This window comes from Kitasatospora brasiliensis (assembly GCF_032654805.1).
Classification (GTDB): Bacteria; Actinomycetota; Actinomycetes; order Streptomycetales; family Streptomycetaceae; genus Kitasatospora; species Kitasatospora brasiliensis.
The window spans coordinates 522,304-541,789 of the sequence record NZ_JAUOOW010000003.1; the positions used below are offsets into that span (position 1 = coordinate 522,304).

The window sequence follows — 19,486 nt, forward strand, 5'->3', positions numbered from 1 at the left end:
GGGTCAGCCCCGGTTCCGGGCGGCGAAGGCGTCGAAGGACGCCGGAGCGGCGGGGGCGCCGGCGCCGCCGTCGGTGCGGACCGGGGTGCTGAGCTTCTGGCCGACCTGCTGCACCAGGGTGTGCATCGCGACGGACATCACCTCGGCGTCCACCTCCTGGGAGGCGACCACGGCCAGGTGGGTGCCCTGGGCGGCGGCGATGATGAACAGCCAGCAGTCGGCGAGCTCGACGATCACCTGGTGCACCGAGCCCCCGTCGAAGAGCTGGCCGACGCCGCGGGCCAGGCTCTGCTGGCCGGTGGCGATGGCCGCCAGGCGCTCGGCGTCGGCCCGCTCGATGGTGCGGGAGTGGCTGACCACGAGACCGTCGTCGGAGAGCAGGACGGCGTTCCTGGTCCCGGTCACCGAGTCGACGAGCCCGTCCAGCAGCCAGTCGAGGTCCTGGTGGGTGGCGATCGTGCGGTTCATCAGTGGTCATCCGTTCGTGTGGTTCGGGAGTCCGCGGCCGGCCGGGCCCAGGGGGCCGGGTCGGGCGCGGTGGCCGGGGGACCGGCGGGGACGGCGGTGGGGGCCGCCGGGGTGGCGGACGCGGGCAGGCGGTGCTCACCGCTGTCCTGGGCCCGGGCGGCGCGGGACTGGCGCTGGAAGGCGCCGATCGCCGCACTTGAGCGCCGCACCGGCCGCTCGGTGCGCTGGAACGGGCCGGCCGGCGCGGCTTCCCCGGTCGGGCGCTCGACCCGCTGCGGCCGGGTCGGCGGCGGTACCCGCAGCTCGGCTGCCAGGCTGGCCTGCCGGACCCGCTGGGGCAGCGGGGGCTGGCCGCCCTCGGCCGGGCTGAACGGCACCGAGGTCGGGTACTCGCGGCGCCGCTCGGCCAGCCGGTAGTGGTCGGCCGGGCGGTACTGCTCGTCGGCGTACGGGGCCTCGGCTTCGGTGACCCGGGCGTAGGCGATGTCCGGGTAGACCGGGGCGTCGTGCAGGGGCGCCGGGTCGGCCGGGGAGGTGTGCTCGATCGGCTGCTCGTACGGCTGGTCGTAGGACTGTCCGTAGGGCTGGTCGTACGACTGCTGGTACGGCTGCCCCTGCTGGACCGGCAGCTCGGGGAGCTCCGGGAGCGGGATCTCCCGGACGGCGGCCTCCGGCTCCACGCCGACGGGAGCCATCGGCACCGGCAGCGGCACCGGGGCCGCCTGCGGGGCGAAGTCGGTCTGCGCGAAGGACTCCACCGGCGCGACCGGCGGCCCGGCCGGCACCGGGGCAGGTGTCTCGTCGGAGGCCGAGCGCACCGCCCGGCGCGAGCGGCGCACCAGCGGGATCGGCTCGGTGGCGATGGCGCCGACGCCCTCCGGCAGCCCGGTGTCGCCCTCGATGACCAGCTCGTCCGGGACGAGCACGACCACCCGGGTGCCGCCGAAGGCGGACGGGCGGAACTCGATCCGCAGCCCGTGCAGCGAGGCCAGCCGGGCGACCACGTGGAAGCCGAGGCGGATGTCGTCGGCCCGGGCCAGCACGTCGGTGCGCGGCGGGTGGCTCATCAGCTCGTTGGCCTCGTCGTACTGCTCCGGGTCCATGCCCAGGCCGCGGTCCTCGATCTCGATCGCGAGCCCGCGGCCGACCATGGCGGCGCGCACCTCGACCGGCGTCGGCGGCTTGGAGAAGGTGGTGGCGTTCTCCATCAGCTCGGCCATCACGTGCGCCACCGGGCCGACGGCCCGCTCGGAGAGCCACGGGTGGCCCTCGATGTCGATCGAGATCCGGCGGTAGTCCTGCACCTCGCCCTGCGCGGCGCGCAGCACGTCCAGCAGCGGGACGGGCTTGCGCCAGCGCCGCTGCGGCTGGCCGCCGGCCATGATGACGAGGTTCTCCTCGTAGCGGCGCAGCCGGGCGGTGAGGTGGTCGAGGTCGAAGAGGCCCTCCAGGACCTCCGGGTCGTCGTGCTTGCGCTCCAGCTCGTCCAGCTTGCGCAGCTGGCGGCCGATCAGCAGCTGGGTGCGGCGGGCGATGCGCTGGAGCAGTCGTTCGAAGCCGCGGTGCTGCTCGGCCTGGCCGACGGCGGCCTCCAGGGCGGCCGAGCGGGCCAGGTTGAGCGCCTGGCCGAGGCGGGCCAGCTCGTCGGTGCGGTGGTCGGCCGGTCCGGCCTCGATGGAGTGGGTCTCGGTCTCGACGTCCACCTGCTCGCCGCGCCCGAGGCGGTCGACCACCTCGGGCAGGGTGCGCCGCATCTCCTCGGCCTGGGTGTGCAGGTCCTTGATGCGGCGGCGCAGCGAGCGGCTGAGGCGCCAGGAGGCGGTGACGACCGCGATGACGGTGATCAGGCCGATGACGGTGGTCAGCACCACGCGGGTGAGCATGCCGATGATGGCGCCCTTGGCGACCTCGATGATGCCGTTGGTGCGGTCCTCGATCGCCTTGACCAGCGGCGGGTTGAGCCCGTCGACGGCCTGGCGCCACTGGTCCTGGGTCGCGGGGAGCCTGACGGTGCCGTTGGCGTCGGCGGCGGTGGGCTTGAGCAGGGCCTGCTCGACGGCGGCCTTGCCCTGCCAGGCGGGGCTGTTGACCAGGGCGTGCCAGGCGGGCGCCTCGGAGTCCGGGATGTACGGGATGACCTGGACGTCGAGCAGGTGGTCCTGGGCGCCGATCAGCTGCTGGACCTGCTGGTAGTCGGCGGTGGACAGCCGGCCGCTGGGCCAGCCGCGGGCCAGGATGGCGTCCTCGCGGGAGAGCATCTCCTTGGCCCAGAAGGAGTTGACCAGGGTCTTGGACAGCCAGGTGACCTCGCCGGTGTCGACCCGGCTGAGCGCGGTGAACAGCCGCAGGTCGACGCTGATCAGGTCGGTGTAGTAGGCGTAGGCGCTCTGCTGGTCGGTGGTGGCGCGGTCGACGGCGGCGCGCTGCTCGGCGAGCTTGCCCATCGCCTGGCGGGCTTCGACGACGGCGGCGCGGACCTCGGCGGGGGCGTTGTCGGCGGTGGCCCCGGAGAGGGTCTGGAACTGCCGCACCGCGTCGTCGGTCAGCTGCCGCTGGTGGCGCAGCTGGTCGGCGTTGGAGCCGGGCCGGGCGAGCGCCTCGGCGGTGAGCCGGCGCTCCTCCTGGAGGTTGTAGTAGACGATGTTGGAGGGCTGGCCGGCCTTCTGCGCGATGGTGGCCTGGTCGGCCAGCCGCTGGAAGTCGGCGATGGTCTCACCGCTGGTCACGGCCCAGAGGGCGGCCAGGGCGATGCTGGGGACGACGGCCAGGACGAGCAGCGCCGTCCGCAGGGACAGGCGTGGACGCCTGCGGGGGCCCTTCGGCGTCGGGGGCCGCCGATTCGCACGCGCGCGCAGAGCTGACTCCTTGGGGCTGGCGGCCGGCCGGTGAGGGGCGGGCCGTCCGGGGGCACGGGATTTTTGACGAGGCGATACTAGTCATACCGTGTAATGGGAGTGAAAACCCGTTCGCTACCCGGACCGTCCTTGCACACACCGTAGGCACAATGTCATTCACTCGTTGACTGTATGTATGCGGAGCAGGCGGTGCCGGACCGGCGTGACACAGTGTCAATGAGGCGCGCGGCCGGTGGATGGCCGGGGTGTGAAAAGTGTGTGACGCTCCGCGGGTAAGCGCACTCCGGATTGCCGGACGCGGGTCAGTGGTCCAGCAGTCGCGCGCGAGTGGCCTCCAGTTCGGCCGCCAGTGCCCGGCCGGCCGCCTCCGGATCGCCGTCGCGCAGCGCCCGGACGAGGTCGGCGTGCGAGCCGTAGCCGTGGTTCGGGTCCTCCGCGCGCAGGCCGAACAGTCCGACCAGGGTGACCAGTTGCTCGCGCAGAACCGGGGCGAACTGGGCAAAGAGGTCATCCAGGACAGGATTGTGCGCCGCCGCCACCACGGCGGTGTGCAGAGCGATGTCGGCGTCCACGAAGGCGGTGTCGTCGCCCTCGCCCTCGCCAGCCGCCCGGCGGGCGGCCAGCGCGGCGTCGAGCGCGGCGAGGTCCGCCTCCGTGCGGCGGGTGGCCGCCAGCCGGGCCGCCTGCACCTCGACCACCGTCCGCACCTCGTAGACGTGCGCCGGCTCGGCGCGGCGCAGCCGGGCGGCCCAGTCCCCGGCGGGCCGGTCGGCGGTCACGAGCACCCCGGAGCCCTGGCGGCTGCGCACCATCCCGGCCGCCGCGAGGGTGTGCAGCGCCTCCCGGACGGTCGAGCGGCCGACGCCCAGCTCCTTGGCCAGCGCCACCTCGCCCGGCAGCTTCCCGCCCACCGGCCACCGGCCGGCCCGGATCCGCTCCTCCAGCAGCGCGGCGGCCTGTTCGGCGAGGGGGGAGGGGCGGAGCGCGACCATCGGGTGCACCTGTCGGGTTGTCTGAGAACTTGGGTCATGGTGAGCCTACCCGGCATGCACCGCGGACGCTCCGGGTCGGGGCCTTCCTCCGGGCGGCTTGGCGGCTTGGCGGCCCTGGCGGCCCTGGCGGCCTTGATGGCCGCAGCGGGGCGTGACCGGACCGGCACCGTGCGCGGGCGACCCGGTGCCCACCGCCTTCTCCCGCCGATCGACCGGGTGCCGGGCGCCGCCGCACGCGCGTCTCGGCGGCCCCTGAGGCCCCGACGGGGAAGGCATGATGGGCCGATGACATCCTCCCTCCCCACCCGCAGCCAGGCCGTCGCCGAGGCCCTGGCGGCGGCCGGCGTCCCCGGTGAGATCCGCGTCCTGCCCGACTCCGCCCGCACCGCGGCGGAGGCCGCCGCCGCGCTCGGCTGCGAGGTCGGCGCCATCGCGAACAGCCTGGTGTTCCACTGCGACGGCGCGCCCCTGCTGGTGATGACCAGCGGCGCCCACCGGGTCGACACCGCCTACCTGGCCCGGCAGTTGGGCACCGGCCCGATCGAGCGCGCCACCGCCGCCCAGGTCCGCGAGGCCACCGGCCAGGCCATCGGCGGCGTCGCTCCGACCGGCCACCCGGCCCGGCTGCGCACCGTGGTCGACACGGCACTCGAACGGTACGAGGTGCTCTGGGCCGCCGCCGGCCATCCGCACACCGTCGTTCCGATGACGTACCGGGAGTTGCTCACCGTCACGGATGGCGAACCATCCATGGTGGCGGCCGAATAGTCATACGGTCAGGGCGGTTTCAGGCTGCGCACACGCTCGGTGGGCGGATACTGGAGGAGTGGGACGGACGTTCCCGGAGCTGCCGAACGGCGCACGGAACGGTCCGACCACGGGCAACGGCCTCCAGGTTCCCCGTGACCGCGCCGTCGGTGCCGGTCGCGGGCGCACGGAGCGCCGACGCGACGAGAGAGAGAAGCCGTGATGAGTTACTTCGGCCGTCGAGGATACGGAGAAGACAGGGACCGTCGTGGCCGCCGTGGCCGTCGTCGTGGCCACCGTCATGGACGTTTCGGTTTCGGCCGCATGTGGTGACGGTGAGTTCGGCGAGGACTGTGTACGGCAGTCCCGATTAGCACCATCACAGGGGCCGGCGGTGCCACCGCTGGCCCCTTGCCCTGGGTGTCCTGACCCCGTAACACGTGTCCCCGAACAACGGATCGTGGCCATGCGCGATGTGACGCCCCTGGGGGGTCGGGCGGCGGACGAGAACGACGACCAGGGGCCGGTGGCGGACTCGCCCGTCATCCCGCTGCGGGAGCTGTTCCGCCGGTTCTGGCCGTGGGTGCGCCCCGACCTGCGCTGGCTCCCGGTGAGCGCGGCGCTGCTCGTCCTCGGCGCCTTCGGCGAGGTCGTCTCCGTCTGGCTGTTCAAGGACCTGATCGACGACGTCCTCGTCCCCCGGCGCTTCGCCGACTTCTGGCCGCTCGCCGCGCTGATGCTCGGCGCGTCCGTCGTCGCCGCGCTGCTCATCTTCGCCGGTACCTACACCAGCACCAGAACCGCCGAGCGCTACATGCTGCGGCTGCGCACCGACACCCTCGCCCACCTGCACACCCTGCCACCCGACACCCTGGAGACCCGCTGGCGCGGCGACCTGGTCGCCCGGCTCACCTCCGACATCGCCGCGATCGAGCAGATGGTGGCCACCGGGCTGGTGGAGGGCGGGGTGGCCGCCGTCAGCCTGCTGCTGTTCACCGGCGCCGCGTTCTACCTGAGCTGGCCGCTCACCGTGGCCGTGCTGGTCGCCGCCCCGCTGTTCGTGCTGTCCACCAGCCTGTTCGGGCGCCGGATCCGGCGCCGGGAGCGGCAGGTCCAGCGCCGCGCGGGCGGGGTCACCGCGCTGTTGGAGGAATCCCTGCGCAACGCGGTGGTCACCCGGACCTGTGGCCAGGAGAGCCGCGAGGTGGAACGGGTCCACCGGGAGGGCAAGGCGCTGCTGGACGCCGAGCTCGCCGCCGCCCGGGTCGCCGACTTCTACCAGCCCTTCCTCGGCGTGCTGCAACTGCTGGCCGGACTGGCCGTGGTGGGTGTCGGCGCCCTGGAAGTCATCCACGGGCAGCTCAGCCTCGGCGGCCTGCTCGCCTTCGCCGCCTTCATGGCCCAGCTGTTCGAGCCCGCCCAGCAGCTCGCGGCCCTCGTCCCGCTGGCCGGCTCGGCCTGCGCCTCGGGTGAACGCGTCCTGGAGCTGCACGACCTCACCAGCCCGGTGCGTGAGCGCCCCACCGCCCACGACACCGGCCCGGTGCGGGGCGAGGTCACCTTCCGCGGCGTACGGGCCGGCTACCCCGGCGCCACCGGCGTCCCCGGGCCGCCCGTCCTGACCGATCTGGACCTCGACCTGCGCCCCGGCGAGACCCTGGCCGTCCTCGGGCCCAGCGGCAGCGGCAAGTCCACCCTCGGCAAGCTCCTGGTCCGCTTCCTCGACCCACAGGCCGGCGCCGTCCGCCTCGACGGGCAGGACCTGCGCGACCTCACCCTCGGCTCACTGCGCCGGGCGGTCACCCTGCTGCCCCAGGAGTCCCCGCTGTTCCACGCGACCATCGCCGACAACATCGCCTACGGCCGCCCCGAGGCCCCGCCCGTCGATGTCGAACGCGCGGCCCGCAACGCCGGCGCCCACGACTTCGTCACCGCGCTCCCGGACGGCTACGGCACGGTGATCGGCGCCGACGGCTTCCAGCTCTCCGGCGGCCAGAGCCGGCGCGTCGCCATCGCCCGCGCCTTCCTGCGGGACACCCCCGTCCTGGTCCTGGACGAACCCACCAGCGGCCTCGACCCGCGCACCGTCGAGCAGCTCGTCCCCGCGCTGCGCCGCCTGATGGCGGGGCGCAGCACCGTCCTGATCACCCACGACCGGGCGCTGCTGTCGCTGGCCGACCACGTCCTCACCCTGCGACCACCGGACACCGTCCGCAACGGCGTGGTCCGTCACTCAGGCCTTGACCTCAAGTCGACTTGAACTCCTAGGGTCGTGCCCATCGACGGCGACGACAGAGATCGACGAGACCGTGGAGCGCGGCCGGGTCGCCGCCCCGGCCAGCGATCGGCTCGAACTCTCCCCAGAGGGGCGGTAGTTCCCCGGTGAGGTGGCCGTGCTCCAGGGCGAGCTGTGGGCCGAGCGCCACGCGGGCGTCTCCGGCGAGGAGTACCTGACCACGCTCAAGGTGCTCCAGCGGTTCATCCGCAAGACACGCCCTACGCGTTGAGGTAGTGCAGGACGGCCAGGATGCGGCGGTTGTGGTCGGTGGTGCGGGGCAGGTCCAGCTTGTCGAAGACGGCGTTGAGGTTCTTCTCCACCGCGCTCAGCGAGATGTGCAGCCGCTGCGCGATGGCGGCGTTGGTCCAGCCCTCGGCGAGCGCCTCCAGGACGCTGCGCTCGCGCGGGGTCAGCCGGGCCAGCGGGTCGGTGCGGGTGGTGCGGACCACCAGCTGCCGGACGACCTCCGGGTCGATCGCCGTCCCGCCCGCCGCGACCCGGACCAGGGCGTCCAGGAACTCGTCGACCTCGGCGACTCGGTCCTTCAGCAGATAGCCCACCCGCTCCGCGCCGCCGTCCAACAGTCGCGCCGCGTAACCGCGTTCGATGTGCTGGGAGAGCACCAGGACCCCGACCCGCGGCCACCGCTCGCGGATCTCCACCGCCGCTCGCAGGCCCTCGTCGGTGTGGGTCGGCGGCATCCGGATGTCCACCACCACGACGTCCGGGGGCTGTCGGGCCACCGCCGCGGTCAGCGCCGACGCGTCCGCGACCGCGGCCAGCACCTCGTGCCCCTCCTCGGCGAGCAGGCGGACCAGCCCCTCCCGCAGCAGGGTCGAGTCCTCGGCGAGGGTCACGCGCATGGCAGCTCCGCGGTGATGACGGTCGGGCCCCCGGCGGGGCTGTGGACGTGGAGGCTACCGTCCAGCGCGGCGACCCGGCCGCGCAGGCCGGTCAGACCGCTGCCCGCCGGGTCCGCGCCGCCACGGCCGTCGTCCTCGACCCGGACGGTGAGCAGGCCGTCCGCCCCGACCACCCGGGCCGAGATCGCCGAGGCGGCGGAGTGCTTGGCCGCGTTGGTGACGCACTCCGACACCACGAAGTAGGCGGCGGTCCTGACCGGTCCGGGCAACGGGCCGGCCGCCTCGTAGTGCAGCCGCAGCGGGATCGCGCAGCGCTCGGCCACCCCGCCCAGCGCCTCCTCCAGCCCCAGGGTGTCCAGTGCCGACGGGTACGCCCGCCAGGCCACCTCGCGCAGTTCGGTGAGCAGCCCCTGCGCCTCCCGGTGCGCCTGGTGCAGCAACTCCCGCGTCCGCTCCGGGTCCTGGCGGCGATCCAGCCCGCGCCGCGCTCGGCCGAGCAGCATCGCCAGCGCCACCACCCGCTGCTGCACGCCATCGTGCAGATCCCGCTCGATCCGCCGCCGCTCGGTGTCCACCGCCCGCACCACCGCGGCCCGGCTGTCGGCGAGTTCGGCGATCCGGCGGCGCAGCAGCTCGGCCTCGGACGGGCCGAAGCACTCGCCGGCGATCCGGGCGTCCAGTGCGGCCAGCGAGAGCAGGCCCTGCACGGCCAGGAAGAGCAGCACTCCGCCGAGCAGCGCCTGGGTCGCCAGCTGCGCCGCGTCGAGCGAGCCGCGCAGCATCCCGCCGACCAGCAGCACGGCCAGCCAGGCGCCGAAGACCAGCAGCCCCAGCACCACTCCGGAGAGCAGCCCGCTGCCGCCGCGCGCCACCAGGTAGCGCAGCAGCCTGCGGTCCTCCGCCCGGTAGTGGCGGGGGAAGCGGTCGCCGAAGAACACCCGGCGCCGGGCCCGCTCCAGCGCGGCCAGCCGGCGCACCCCGGACATCAGGCTCCGCGCCGCGTACGGGCGGGTGCGCGGCCAGAGCAGGAACGGGCCGAGGGCGGCGGATGCGAGCAGCAGGAAGAGGGCGGCGAGGGCGGCGCTCGGGATGCCGAGCAGGAAGCCCCCGGTGCGGCGCGGCCATGACGTCCGGTCTGCTCCATCCCCCTGCACGGGTCCGAGCTTACGGGGTCGGGGCGGGCGGGAATCCGGTGGCGACGGTTGTGGTGGTTTTGCGAGGATGTGATCATGAGCGACCTCTTCACCCTGGCCTGGCAGTACTCCGCGGGGCTCGTCATGCCCGAAGACCTGCCGATGGCCGCCGCCGACCTGCTCGCGGCGGGCGTCGGCGCAGAGTCCTCGGCACTGTGCGAGCTGGCGGGGCGGCGGGGCTACGGCGAGAGCTCGGCCGAGCTGAAGGAACTGCTCTGGCAGGCGATGGCGGAACTGGGCCTGCCTGTGCCGGACGACGACGTGGTCCTGCGTTCCCTGCTGCACCACACGGCGGCCGGGCTGACGTCCGGGGAGATCACGCCCGAGGAGGCGTTCGGCAGGCTCTATTGCGGGTTCGAGATCGACCTGACCGAGGCGGAACGGGGATTCCTGGCGGTGGCCGACCAGAACTGCTGCCCGGGCTGCCTCCGCGTCTGGCCGTCCGCGGTGCGGCAGAAGTGGGGAGAGGAGTTGAGGGCAGCGGCCGCCGAGGTGGTCTCGACCTCCGACCACGCGTTCGCCGTGTCCCGGTACCGGGGCTGACCGCTCGTCCGGCCCCGGGAACGGCTCAACGGCCCAGCGCGGCCACGGTCTTGCGGGTCAGCTCCCGAGCCCGGGTGAGGGTGGCTTCGAGTTCCGCGGCGGTCGCGCCCGGGGCGCCGAGGACGGCGCGGGCCAGACTCCCGAAGTCCGTTGGGGCGTCCGGCAGTTGCTCGGCGACAGCCAGGGAGCCCTTCTCGTTGAGGCACCAGCGGCGGTGGCGGGCGTACAGGGCCTGGACCAGGATGCCGACGGCCCGGGACAGGCAGAGCGAGACGTGCAGGGTGTCGGCGCGGGCGGCGCTCTTCGCGGCTGTGTCCAGCAGGAAGCCGGCCTCCCAGGTGGCGGCGGTGAGGGCCTCGCGCAGCGGCTCCGGATAGTCGGCGGTCTGCCGCTGGAGGATCGCCAACTCGCCGGTGGGGTCGGCCAGTAGACGCCCGAGGGCGACCTCGCCCGGGTAGCACGGCGACCAGAAGCCGAGCGGGTGTCCGGCCTGAGTCCCCACCTCGTAGCGGCCCTCGCGGCAGTCCGCCCACACCTGCTCGACCCGGTCGAGGTCCCGCAGGATCCAGTCCACCGCGACACCGTCGACCCGCAGCCACGCCCCGCCGTTCACCCAAGGACCCCAGCCGCCCGGGCCGGCCACCTCCACTTCCGGCCCGGCCAGCGCGCGCAGCGCGTCGAGATCGAGGGCTCCCCGGTAGTACACCCCGAGGTCCCAGTCCGACCCGGGCCGCTCCTCGCCGCGCGCCCGGCTCCCGCCGAGCATCACCCCCACCACGCCTGGTACCCGGGTGAGTCGATCGGCCATGGCCTCGATGATCGCGCGCATGGGGGCGATTCTGGCAGGCCGCCGACGGCGCGGCTACTGCTCGGCCGAGCGGGGGGCGCGGGCGGCCGGTCAGTTCAGGTACGCGCCGTCGGCCTCCGGGATCAGCTTGCCGTCCTTGTCGTAGAACGCCCAGGACTTCGCGAGCATCGTCCCCTTGCGGGCCACCGCCATCTCCCGGAAGGGCGAGTCGCCCATCGTGACGGCCTGCGGCTCGGTGGTGCTGCCGTCCTCCCAGGTCACCACCACCCGGCCGACGTCCGGGCCGAGCATGAAGTGCACCAGATCGACCGGGGGCACGATGCCGTCCTTGCTGGAGCGGGCGACCAAGCCGCCGTTGACGTTCGTCTGCATGGTCGGGGGGACCTTGCCGGGGGCGGGCAGGTCCCACTCCAGGGCATGGCCGAGCCGCACCCCGTCCACCATGAGGTAGACGGTGATGACATCGTCGTCGGGCTGCCAGTACTGCCGGACGTACTCCTCCGTCGGCAGTTCGACCTTCGCGTCGTACCGGCGGAGCTCCTCCCGGACCGCCGTCGCCTGCTCGAACGCCCGCTCCTTGGGGGCCAGCGGCCACAGCGCCGCCCACAGCTGCCACGGCTTGCCGCCCGGGGTCGTGCCCTCGCCGACCAGCGTCCGGACGGGGGTCAACGGGTCCCGTACGGCCGGGGTGGCCGTGGGGGAGTGCGTCGGCGCCGGCACGGTGCCGACGCCCGCCGGGGCGACCTGAGAGGCCGCCCGGTCCGGGCGCAACTGCGCCACCGCCCCGCCGGCCAGGGCCACCGCGGCGGCCAGCACCGCCGCGCCGACCACCGTACGGCGCCGCCGCCGCAGCCGACGGCCGCCCGCCATGATGTCCGCCACCGGCGCCGGGCCGATCCGCGCGCCGCCCGCAGCCTCGGCCAGGCCGAGCCCCACCCACACGTCCGGGCCCTTGCCCGCGGGCTCCCGGTCCGTCACACCACTCATGCCGCCCCTCCGATGGTCGTCGTGTCCTTGAACTCCACCAGCGCCGCGACCTGCCGCAGCCGTGCGATGCCCTTCGCCGCGTGGCTGCGCACCGCCCCCACCGAGCAGCCCATGGCCGCCGCCGTCGAGCTGTCGCTCAGGTCCTCCCAGTGCCGCAGCACCACCGCCTCGCGCTGCCGCGGCGGCAGGGTCGCCAGCGCGGCCAGCAGGGCCCCGCGCTGGTCGCAGCGGGCGAAGCCGTCCTCCGCCCCCGCCGCGTCCGGCACCGCGTCCACCAGCAGTTCCGGCGCCCGGCGGCGCCAACGGCGGGCGTGCTGATTGACCAGGATCCGCCGCACGTAGGCGTACGGATCGTCGGCCCGGCGCACCTTCGACCAGGCCGCGCAGGCCTTCTCCGCGGCGGACTGCACCAGGTCCTCCGCCGCGTACTGCTCGCCGGCCAGCAGGTACGCCGTCCGCACCAGCCGGGGCCAGGCCGCGACGATGAACGCCTGGAACTCCTCGTCCCGACCGCTCTTCACTTCTCCCATGAGCACCTCCTTCACCCGTCCAGAGCCCAGGGACGGCCCGAAGCGCTTACCGGGGCGGCAGCCTCGTCAAATCGCTTGGGGAACGGTGGCGGTGGCACTACCATCCGCCGAATGATCATTTCTCATGACGTAGCAGGTAGCGGGCCCGCCGTGGTGCTGTTGCACTCCTCGGTGTGCGACCGCCGGATGTGGGACGCCCAGTGGCAGCCGCTGGTCGACGCCGGGTACCGGGTGGTCCGCTGCGACTTCCGCGGCTTCGGCGACTCGCCGCTCTCGGACCGCCCGTACAGCGACACCGCGGACGTCCTCGACCTGCTCGACCACCTGGGCATCGAGACCGCCGCCCTGGTCGGCGCCTCCCACGGCGGCCGGATCGCCCTGACGGCGGCCGCGCTGCGCCCCGAGGCGGTCACCGCGCTGGCGCTGCTCGGCGCCGGCATGCCCGGTCACCAGCCCAGCGACACCCTGCGCGCCTTCGGCGGCCGCGAGGACGAGCTGATCGAGGCCGGCGAGATCGACGCGGCCGTCGAGCTGAACGTCGAGGCCTGGCTCGGCCCGGAGGCCGACGAGCAGGCCCGCGCACACGTTCGGCTGATGCAGCGCCACGCCTTCGACGTCCAGCTGGAGGCGACGATCGGCCCCGACCGCGAGGACGTCGACCTCGGCCGGATCACCGCCCCCACCCTGGCCGTGTCCGGCGCCCACGACTTCCCGGACTTCCGCGACATCGCCGCCGCCCTCCCCGCCCTGCTCCCCGACGCCCGCCACCGGGAACTCCCCTGGGCGGGCCACCTCCCCAGCCTGGAGCGCCCGGCGGAGACCACCGCCCTGCTGCTCGCCTTCCTCCGCGACCCGGCCGCCTAGCCCCGGGCCTCACCGCGCCCTCCTGTGGAGCCAGGGCCGCCGGCGCGGAGCCCCGCTGTCGAGGGCGCGGAAAAGGCGGGACTCGAACGTGTGTCGGGGGTCATGATGGCGAGGTGCACTTCACCTCGGAATCCAGCGCGGACGGCGTGACGCAGCGCGACTTCACCCTCGACGACGTGCCCGGTGTGCTCTGGCAGCCGGAGGGGCTGCCGCTGGGCGGACGGCCGCTGGTGCTGCTGGGGCACGGCGGTGGCGGGCACAAGCTGGGGCTGGGGGTGGTGGAACGGGCCGGGCGCTGCGTGCGGGGGCGCGGGTTCGCGGCTGTGGCGCTGGACGCGCCGGGGCACGGGGAGCGCAAGCGCAGCGCGCAGGACGAGCGGTTCGCCAGTGAGATCGGGCAGCTGATCGCGGCGGGCCGGCCGATCAGCGCGTGGGTGGCGCGGCACACGTCGGCGCTCGCGGAGCGGGCCGTGCCGGAGTGGGTGGCCGTGCTGGACGCGCTGGGCGAGCGGGCGGAGGCCGGCGACGGGGAGGGCCTCGGGCCGGTCGGGTTCTGGGGGCTGTCGCTGGGGAGCGTGATCGGCATCCCGCTGGCGGCGGCCGAACCGCGCATCGCCGTCGCGGTGTTCGGGCTCACCGGGCACGGGTCGCAGACGGAGGCGGCCGAGCGGGTCGGCGTTCCGGTGCGGTTCCTGGTGCAGTGGGACGACCAGCTCGTGCCGCGCGCGGGGGCGCTGGCGCTGTTCGACGCGCTGGGCTCGCGGCAGAAGACGCTGCACGCCAACACCGGGGGCCATCTGGACGTTCCGGAGACCGAACTGGAGTCGGCGGAGCGGTTCCTGACCCACCATCTGAGCGCGGGCCCCGGCGCCGCCGAAGCCGCGGGCGTGGGCGCCGACGCGGACGCCAAACGTCAGTAAAACTTCGCAAAGGATTTCTCCCTGCAACGAACGTGACGGATGTTCGATTCAACAGATTGTTGCAGCTCATCGGCCTGGTGGTCACCCTTCGTGGACTTGGCGTAACGCCCCGCGCTCCCTGGACTTCGCAATCCGGAGGAGTACGGTTCCGGAGGAATCGCCGGGGCCTGATTCCAGGCAGGCCGGCCGTACCGGAAATTGGTGCGCAGCATGGGCAGCAGGGATCAGCGAACCGTCGACGGGAACGCCGTGGTGGCGCCCCGTCCGATATCCGTCAGGGTGGTCGCGGAAGTCCTCCGGGGCGTCGCGCAGGTCGATTTCATGCCGTCCGTCGTCTGCGGAATCCTCTTCGTGGCCGCACTGTTCGCCGCCGGCTGGCAGTACGGCCTCTACGGACTGCTCGGCAGCGCCGTCTCCACCGCCGTCGCGTACGGGCTCGGGCTCGACCGGGAGGCCGTCGGGGCGGGGTTGCACGGGTACAACGGCTGCCTGGTGGCGCTGGCTTGCGCCGTCTTCCTGGGCGCCGGGCACCCCGCGACGGTCGCGGTGGCGGTCCTCGGGGCCGCCGTCGCCGTGGTGGTCACGGCCGGGCTCGGGGCGCTGCTCGCCACCTGGCGGCTGCCCGCGCTGACGGCGCCGTTCTGCCTGGTCGCGACGGCCGTCACGGCGGCCGCGCCGGGCCTGCGGCGGCTCTGGCGCGGTGCGGGCGCCTCCGCCACCCTGCCCGTCCCGGCCACCGGGCCGACCGGGCTGAGCTGGGACCAGCTCTGGCACGGGTTCTTCGCGAACATCGGTCAGATCTTCTTCATGCCGCAGTGGTACGCCGGTCTGCTCTTCCTGGCCGGACTGTTCGCGGCGAGCCGCCGGGCGGGCCTGATGGCCTGCGCGGGCAGCGCCACCGGACTGGTCACCGCCTCGGTGTTCGGCGCGCCCGGCGACGCGGTCGGCCAGGGCCTGCTCGGCTACAGCGGGGTGCTGGTGGCGCTCGCGCTGTGCGGGGTGTTCCTGGCACCCGACGGCTGGAGCGCGGCCTACGCCCTGATCGGCGCGGCCGCCGCGACCGTGCTGACCCCGGCGCTCGGCGCGGTTTCCGCGCCCTTCGGCGGCCACGCCTTCACCTGGCCGTTCGTGCTGACCACGATGCTGTTCCTGGCGGCGGTTCCGGCCGTGCCGCGCCTGCGCCGGGTCTGAATTCGCCGCCGTATCCCGTGAATTACTTCTGTTGCGTACGTCATGCCCCGCTTCCCGCATTCCATCGGTTCCTCGGAAAGGAAGAGTGATTCCCGTGAATCTCTCGCCGCGTGAGATGGACAAGCTGTACATCTACGTCGTGGCCGACCTGGCCCGTAAACGCCGTGACCGGGGCGTCAAACTGAACTACAGCGAAGCCTGTGCGCTGATCAGCGAGGCGATCATGGAGGGTGCCCGGGACGGCCGCACCGTCGCCGAGTGCATGGAGATCGGCAAACAGGTCGTCAGCGGCGCGGACGTCATGCCGGGCGTGCGGGAGATGCTGCCGCTGCTCCAGGTCGAGGCGGCGTTCCTGGACGGGACCAAGCTGGTCTCCTGCCACGATCCGGTGGGTGCCTGAGCGATGGTCCAGCCTCAGGCCGCCACCGTCGTACGGGCCGTCACCGTGGTGCTGGCCGGCGGGCACGAGAGCGACGGCGGACGGGACTTGGCCGCCCTGGCGGCCCGCCCCCCGGCCGCGCACGCTCCGCCCGTGCACGCCGTCGCCCCCGCGGGCCGTCCGCTCGCCGAGGCCGTACGGTCCGCGCTCGCCGCGGCGGGCGACGGACCGGTCTGCGTCGTCCCGATGACGCTCGGCCGCGACCCCGCGCTCGTCGCCGACACCGCCCGGGCACTGCGCTGGCTGGCCGCCGGGGAGAGCGGAGGGCGGCTCGCCCTGACCGCCCCCTTCGGTGCCGCCGAGCACCTGGTCGGCTGGCTGCGCGCCGCCGCCGGCCCCGCCCCCGACGGCGCGGTGCTGGTCACCGCCCCGGCGGCCGGCCCGTTCGAGGACGCCGAACTGTTCCGGATCGCCCGCCTCGCCCGCCAGTACGGCCGGCACCGCTGGGTGGAGGTCGCCTTCGACGGCGGCGACCCCGACCCGGCCGAGGGCGCCGAGCGCTGCCGGCTGCTCGGCGCCCGCGAGGTGACCGCCGTCCCGGCCTCCTTCGGTCCTGCCCTGCGCACCGCGCTGCCCGGCGTGCGGGACGGCGGTCCGCTGCTGCGGCCGTCCGCCGTCGCCGGGGTGGTCGCGGCCCGGACGGCGGCGGCGCTGCACCTGCTCGGGCACGGGGAGGACGGCATCCTGGCCGGCCTCGACGCCGAACACGGGCACGGCTACGCGCACAGCCACGGGCCCGGCGGATCACACAGCCACGGGCCGGGCGAACCGCACAGCCACGGGCCGGGCGAACCGCACCACCAGCACCACACCCACGTACCCGCACACTGACCCGGGAGAGAGGAAGGCCAGCCATGTCTGGTGGCGCCGCATACCTGTACGGCGACGACCCGGTGGAGATCAACGCCGGCCGCGCCAAGGCCACCGTCACGGTCAGCAACACCGGCGACCGGGCGATCCAAGTCGGTTCCCACTACCACTTCTTCGAGGCCAACCGCGCCCTCGACTTCGACCGCAACGCCGCCTTCGGCAAGCACCTGGACATCCCGGCCGGCACCGCCGTCCGGTTCGAGCCCGGTGACACCAAGGACGTCACGCTCGCCGAGTTCGGCGGCCACCGCCGCCTGATCGGCTTCGCCAACCTCGTGGACGGCGGCACCACCGCGCCCGACACCCGCGCCCGTGCCATCGACCGGGCCATCGCCCGCGGCTTCAAGGGCACCAACCTCGACCACAAGGCCCACCCCGAGACCCACCCGGCGACCGGTGCCTCGGCCGGCGCGGCGACCCACCAGGAAGGCGACCGCTGATGGCCATCCTCTCCCGCAAGCAGTACACCGACCTGTTCGGCCCCACCGTCGGCGACCGCTTCCACCTCGCCGACACCAACCTCGTGGTCGAGGTCGAACAGGACTTCAACCAGGGCCACTACGGCGACGAGGCCGTCTACGGCGGCGGCAAGGGCATCCGCGACGGCATGGCCCAGGACCCTGCCGCGACCTCCGCGCAGGGCGCGCTCGACCTGGTCGTCACCAACGTCGTCGTCATGGACCCGGTGCTCGGCGTGGTCAAGGGCGACATCGGCGTCAAGGACGGCTTCATCGTCGCCGTCGGCAAGGCCGGCAACCCCCACACCCAGAGCGGCGTGCACTCGCGGCTGGTGATCGGCCCCGGCACCGAGGTGATCTCCGGCGAGCACCTGATCGCCACCGCCGGCGGCATCGACACCCACATCCACTTCATCTCCCCGCAGCAGGTGCCGGAGGCGCTGAGCAACGGCATCACCACCCTGATCGGCGGCGGCACCGGCCCGTCCGACGGCACCAACGGCACCACCTGCACCCCCGGCCCGTGGAACATCCACCGCATGTACCAGGCGGTCGAGGACCTGCCGGTGAACGTCGGCCTGCTGGGCAAGGGCAACGGCTCGCTGCCCGGCGCGCTGCGCGAGCAGGTCGAGGCCGGCGTGTGCGGGCTCAAGGTGCACGAGGACTGGGGCAGCACCCCCGCCGCGATCGACAGCGCGCTGAGCGTCGCCGACGAGTACGACGTCCAGGTGGCCATCCACACCGACACCCTCAACGAGTCCGGCTACTTCGAGGACACCCTGTCCGCGATCGACGGCCGCACCATCCACACCTTCCACACCGAGGGCGCGGGCGGCGGCCACGCCCCCGACATCATGCGGATCGCCGGCGAGCCCAATGTGCTGCCGTCCTCCACCAACCCCACGCTGCCCTACACCGTCAACTCGGTGGACGAGCTGCTGGACATGGTGATGGTCTGCCACCACCTCAGCCACGACATCCCCGAGGACGTCTCCTTCGCCGACTCCCGGGTCCGCGCCGAGACCATCGCCGCCGAGACCGTGCTGCACGACGAGGGCGTCATCTCGATCTTCTCCTCCGACTCGCAGGCGATGGGCCGGATCGGCGAGTCCTTCACCCGAGCCTTCCAGACCGCCCACCACTGCAAGGACCAGCGCGGCAAGCTGGCCGGCGACAGCGAGCGCAACGACAACGTCCGCGTCCTGCGCTACCTCGCCAAGCTCACCATCAACCCCGCCATCGCCTCCGGCACCGCCGACCACATCGGCTCGCTGGAGCCCGGCAAGCTCGCCGACATCGTGCTCTGGCCGATCAACTCCTTCGCCGCCAAGCCCAAGATGGTCATCAAGGGCGGCGTGATCAGCTGGGCGCTGATGGGCGACCCGAACGCCTCGCTGCCCACCCCGCAGCCGGTCTACTACCGGCCGATGTTCGGACAGTACGGGCGGGCCCGGCAGGCCACCCGAGTGTCCTTCATGTCCCAGGCCGCCGTCGACCTCGGCGTCCCGGCCCAACTCGGCTTGGAGAGCCGAGTGCTGGCGGTGCGGCGGTGCCGCTCGGTCGGCAAGCAGCACATGGTGCGCAACGACGCGCTGCCGAAGATCGCGGTCGACCCGGAGACGTACCGGGTCACCCTGGACGGCGAGCCCGCCACCATCGAACCCGCCCGCGAGCTGCCGCTCAACCACCTGTTCTACCTCGCGTGAGCGGCGATACCTCCGGGGACGGTGTGGGCGGCCTGGATGCCCTGGATGCCCTGGACGGCCTGGACGCCCTGCTGGTCTGCCTCCAGCTGACCGACTCGGCCTTCCCCAGCGGCTTCTACACCCTCTCGCACGGCCTGGAGGGCTACGCCCAGGCCAAGGCCGTCACCCCGGACACCCTGCCCGCGCTGCTCGCCGACCTGCTGCGCCACGGCGTCGGACCGTCCGACGCCACCGCGCTGGCCCTGGCCCACCGGGCGGCCGTGGCGGGGGACTGGGCGCTCCTCGCCGAGACCGACCAGCGGCTGCACGCCACCAAGCTCAACCGCGAGCTGCGCCTGGCCGCCACCCGCACCGGCCGCCAACTCCTGGACATCGCCCGGGAGTCGGTGGGTGGCGAGGCGCTGGAGCGGTACGCCGGGCTGGTCGCGGACAAGCGGGCGCCCGGCTGCCAGGCGGTGGCGGCCGGGGTGGCGTACGCCTTGGCCGGCGTCCCGGTCGAACAGGCCGTCACCAGCGACCTGTTCGCGTTCTGCACCAGCTTCGTCGGGGCGGCGCTGCGGCTGCGGCTGACCGACCACCGCAGGGCGCAGGTGGTGCTGCGGCAGGCCGCCCCGGTGCTCCGGGAGGTGGTATCCGCCGCCCTGGAAAGGGAGTTGGCGGACCTCGGCGGCTGCGTGCCGGTCGCGGACGCGATGTCCGGGCGGCACGAACGGGCGGAGGCCCGGCTGTTCATGAGCTGAATCCGATGGCATTGCACAACGTGGAGATTTTGGA

General features: G+C 73.8%; 19 protein-coding genes. 11 read left to right on the plus strand and 8 right to left on the minus strand.

Annotation, left to right across the window (positions count from 1 at the left end):
• Positions 1-3 precede the first annotated feature (3 nt).
• The 3 genes from QWJ13_RS14445 to QWJ13_RS14455 all read right to left on the minus strand — a co-directional run bounded on the left by QWJ13_RS14445 (position 4) and on the right by QWJ13_RS14455 (position 4,315).
• Complete coding sequence (locus QWJ13_RS14445) at positions 4-468, minus strand: roadblock/LC7 domain-containing protein (RefSeq protein WP_316524516.1); 465 nt, start codon at positions 466-468, stop codon at positions 4-6.
• Positions 468-3,194 carry a sensor histidine kinase gene (locus QWJ13_RS14450; protein WP_316524517.1) on the minus strand — a complete coding sequence of 909 codons (2,727 nt, stop codon included), beginning with the start codon at positions 3,192-3,194 and terminating at the stop codon, positions 468-470. The genes QWJ13_RS14445 and QWJ13_RS14450 overlap by 1 nt, the downstream gene beginning before the upstream one ends.
• A gap of 431 nt (positions 3,195-3,625) precedes the next feature.
• Positions 3,626-4,315: a FadR/GntR family transcriptional regulator gene (locus tag QWJ13_RS14455; RefSeq protein ID WP_316524519.1), complete on the minus strand. Its 690-nt coding sequence runs from the start codon at positions 4,313-4,315 to the stop codon at positions 3,626-3,628.
• 285 nt (positions 4,316-4,600) lie between these two features.
• On the opposite strand from QWJ13_RS14455, the gene QWJ13_RS14460 reads away from it, so the two are divergent.
• Together QWJ13_RS14460 and QWJ13_RS14465 are read left to right on the plus strand one after the other, a co-directional pair.
• Positions 4,601-5,083, plus strand: a complete 483-nt coding sequence (locus QWJ13_RS14460; protein ID WP_316524520.1) for a YbaK/EbsC family protein — start codon at positions 4,601-4,603, stop codon at positions 5,081-5,083.
• A 445-nt stretch (positions 5,084-5,528) separates the two neighbouring features.
• Complete coding sequence (locus tag QWJ13_RS14465; protein WP_316524521.1) at positions 5,529-7,322, plus strand: ABC transporter ATP-binding protein; 1,794 nt, start codon at positions 5,529-5,531, stop codon at positions 7,320-7,322.
• A gap of 236 nt (positions 7,323-7,558) precedes the next feature.
• Here the strand turns inward: QWJ13_RS14465 and QWJ13_RS14470 are convergent, their stop codons facing one another.
• On the minus strand, positions 7,559-8,203 hold the full coding sequence (locus tag QWJ13_RS14470) for a response regulator (protein WP_316524522.1): 645 nt from the start codon (positions 8,201-8,203) through the stop codon (positions 7,559-7,561).
• Positions 8,194-9,357 carry a sensor histidine kinase gene (locus tag QWJ13_RS14475; protein ID WP_316524523.1) on the minus strand — a complete coding sequence of 388 codons (1,164 nt, stop codon included), beginning with the start codon at positions 9,355-9,357 and terminating at the stop codon, positions 8,194-8,196. Before QWJ13_RS14475 ends, QWJ13_RS14470 begins: the two co-directional genes overlap by 10 nt.
• A gap of 75 nt (positions 9,358-9,432) precedes the next feature.
• On the opposite strand from QWJ13_RS14475, the gene QWJ13_RS14480 reads away from it, so the two are divergent.
• Positions 9,433-9,939 (plus strand): hypothetical protein, encoded by a 507-nt coding sequence (locus QWJ13_RS14480; RefSeq protein ID WP_316524525.1) that lies wholly within the window; start codon positions 9,433-9,435, stop codon positions 9,937-9,939.
• A gap of 25 nt (positions 9,940-9,964) precedes the next feature.
• Here QWJ13_RS14480 and QWJ13_RS14485 read toward each other — a convergent pair whose 3' ends face one another.
• The 3 genes from QWJ13_RS14485 to QWJ13_RS14495 form a co-directional block, all read right to left on the minus strand.
• A complete protein-coding gene (locus QWJ13_RS14485) occupies positions 9,965-10,768 on the minus strand; it encodes a nucleotidyltransferase domain-containing protein (protein WP_316524527.1) in 804 nt (267 codons plus the stop codon).
• Between the two features lie 69 nt (positions 10,769-10,837).
• On the minus strand, positions 10,838-11,734 hold the full coding sequence (locus QWJ13_RS14490; RefSeq protein ID WP_316524528.1) for a hypothetical protein: 897 nt from the start codon (positions 11,732-11,734) through the stop codon (positions 10,838-10,840).
• The gene (locus tag QWJ13_RS14495) at positions 11,731-12,264 is read right to left on the minus strand and encodes a SigE family RNA polymerase sigma factor (protein ID WP_316524531.1); all 534 of its coding nucleotides are present in this window, start codon (positions 12,262-12,264) and stop codon (positions 11,731-11,733) included. Before QWJ13_RS14495 ends, QWJ13_RS14490 begins: the two co-directional genes overlap by 4 nt.
• Before the next feature lie 111 nt (positions 12,265-12,375).
• Between QWJ13_RS14495 and QWJ13_RS14500 the strand changes: the two genes are divergently transcribed.
• From QWJ13_RS14500 to QWJ13_RS14535, 8 genes are all read left to right on the plus strand, one after another.
• Complete coding sequence (locus QWJ13_RS14500; RefSeq protein ID WP_316524533.1) at positions 12,376-13,128, plus strand: alpha/beta fold hydrolase; 753 nt, start codon at positions 12,376-12,378, stop codon at positions 13,126-13,128.
• A 113-nt stretch (positions 13,129-13,241) separates the two neighbouring features.
• Positions 13,242-14,048 (plus strand): dienelactone hydrolase family protein, encoded by an 807-nt coding sequence (locus QWJ13_RS14505; RefSeq protein ID WP_316524535.1) that lies wholly within the window; start codon positions 13,242-13,244, stop codon positions 14,046-14,048.
• 210 nt (positions 14,049-14,258) lie between these two features.
• Positions 14,259-15,239: an urea transporter gene (locus QWJ13_RS14510; protein ID WP_316524536.1), complete on the plus strand. Its 981-nt coding sequence runs from the start codon at positions 14,259-14,261 to the stop codon at positions 15,237-15,239.
• Positions 15,240-15,333: 94 nt separating this feature from the next.
• The gene (locus QWJ13_RS14515; protein ID WP_316524538.1) at positions 15,334-15,639 is read left to right on the plus strand and encodes an urease subunit gamma; all 306 of its coding nucleotides are present in this window, start codon (positions 15,334-15,336) and stop codon (positions 15,637-15,639) included.
• Between the two features lie 3 nt (positions 15,640-15,642).
• Positions 15,643-16,509 (plus strand): sirohydrochlorin chelatase, encoded by an 867-nt coding sequence (locus QWJ13_RS14520; RefSeq protein WP_316524540.1) that lies wholly within the window; start codon positions 15,643-15,645, stop codon positions 16,507-16,509.
• A 23-nt stretch (positions 16,510-16,532) separates the two neighbouring features.
• Positions 16,533-16,988 carry an urease subunit beta gene (locus tag QWJ13_RS14525; RefSeq protein ID WP_316524542.1) on the plus strand — a complete coding sequence of 152 codons (456 nt, stop codon included), beginning with the start codon at positions 16,533-16,535 and terminating at the stop codon, positions 16,986-16,988.
• Positions 16,988-18,712: an urease subunit alpha gene (gene ureC, locus QWJ13_RS14530; protein ID WP_316524545.1), complete on the plus strand. Its 1,725-nt coding sequence runs from the start codon at positions 16,988-16,990 to the stop codon at positions 18,710-18,712. Before QWJ13_RS14525 ends, ureC begins: the two co-directional genes overlap by 1 nt.
• A complete protein-coding gene (locus tag QWJ13_RS14535; RefSeq protein ID WP_432277506.1) occupies positions 18,709-19,452 on the plus strand; it encodes an urease accessory protein UreF in 744 nt (247 codons plus the stop codon). The genes ureC and QWJ13_RS14535 overlap by 4 nt, the downstream gene beginning before the upstream one ends.
• The last annotated feature ends 34 nt before the right edge of the window (positions 19,453-19,486 follow it).